The 1,406-nt window shown below is 66.9% G+C and carries 2 protein-coding genes; both read right to left on the bottom strand.

Features of this window, described 5'->3' with window-relative positions; translation table 11 throughout:
* Positions 1-107: 107 nt before the first annotated feature.
* The gene (locus ACZ7NC_RS45640) at positions 108-377 is read right to left on the bottom strand and encodes a hypothetical protein (RefSeq protein ID WP_471498389.1); all 270 of its coding nucleotides are present in this window, start codon (positions 375-377) and stop codon (positions 108-110) included.
* Between the two features lie 255 nt (positions 378-632).
* On the bottom strand, positions 633-1,235 hold the full coding sequence (locus tag ACZ7NC_RS45635; RefSeq protein ID WP_471498386.1) for a helix-turn-helix domain-containing protein: 603 nt from the start codon (positions 1,233-1,235) through the stop codon (positions 633-635).
* Positions 1,236-1,406 lie beyond the last annotated feature (171 nt).

Genomic DNA, 1,406 nt, shown 5'->3' with positions numbered 1-1,406 from the left:
GACGCCAACACCAAGCCCGCATCAGCCACTACAGGCGACGCGGACACAGCCCATAAACCTGCCCACCAATCAGCACAAGCACCGTTGCAGTACTAGTGCAGCGTTTCTCAAAGGGCGTACACATATCGGAGGCGCAAGTGCCGTGTGGGCGGTGCGGGTCTGCCCCAGATCCAGGGTCGGGCGCGGGCGTTGAGCTGGGCTGTGGCCACTTCGGTGGCGTGGGTGATGTGGTCGCGGTCGCCGAAGGAGCGGCCGGCCAGGGCGGTCTTGCGGAAGATGCGCCACCAGCCCTCTTGGAGGTTGAGCCAGCAGGCGCCGACCGGGATGAACACGTGCCTGATGCGGGGGTGGTCCTCGAGCCAGGTCCGGGTGGACACGCTGTTGTGCGAGGACAGATTTGTCCGTGATCACATAGATGTCCCCGACGGGGTTGGCGTCCTCTACCAGCTGAAGGAACTGCTGGTAGAAGGCACTGTTGCGGGAGGTGGCGGTCATCGTGAGCTCCTGGCCGTCGCGGACGCGTAAGGCGCCGTAGACCCAGGTTTTCTCCGGTCCGCGGGAGTAGTCGATCTCGTTCTTGATGCGGTGTCCGTCCGGTGACCAGCCCGGTGCCGGCGGGAAGGTGCGTGGGATCACCGGGCCGAGTTCGTCGGCGCAGACGACCGTCGCACCGGCGGGCGGGCTGGTGTAGAGCTCGACGATCCGTGTCCTTTTCCCTCGAAGTCCGCATCTCTCGAGCGCGTCCACGAGCGGGTGCGCCGCCAGCGCACGCCCTCGGCCAGCAGGATGCGGCGCACCTGGGAGCGGCTGACCTCGATTCCCAGGTTCCGGGCGGCGGCAGCCAGTGCGTCCAAGGTCCACTCCGAGGGTCCCGACTCGTCCGCGGCCCACATCTCGTTCGACGGCTGCACCTCGAGCCGGCCGGGCGGGGCCTGCTTGACCATCGCGATGATCCGGGAGCGTTCGGCCTCGGTGATCCGTCGCTTGCGGCCCTGCCCGCCCAGATCTTCCAGGCCCTCAAGCCCCAAGCGATTGAAGCGGTGCAGCCAGCGGCGCACGGTCTTCCGACTGCACCTCAGCTCGTCGGCGATCTGCGGGACCAGCCAGCCGTCCCAGCTCAGCTCCACCATCCGGCACCGCTCCACCAGCACCTTCGGCGCCTTCCTGGCAGCCGCCAGACGGTGGACCACCGCTTGCTCGCCCTCGTCACGGCCCGGCCGTGCCCGTAACACCATCGTCCAGCACCCGCCCCCGAGCACCCGCAACCACCCCGCTACCAGCAGCTATACCCACCGAAAGCGGAATTCAGCACTAGCTTGATCTTTAACGTCCGGCGTCGAATGGTGCGTCGAACTTGATCACTCGGTCCGGTAACTGCCGTACGCAGAAGCGGCCTTCGTCTGAAC

It is taken from the genome of Streptomyces sp. NPDC111802, from assembly GCF_055634335.1.
The sequence above is the reverse complement of the archived record's forward strand: the minus strand, read 5'-3'. Positions and strand labels throughout refer to the sequence as shown.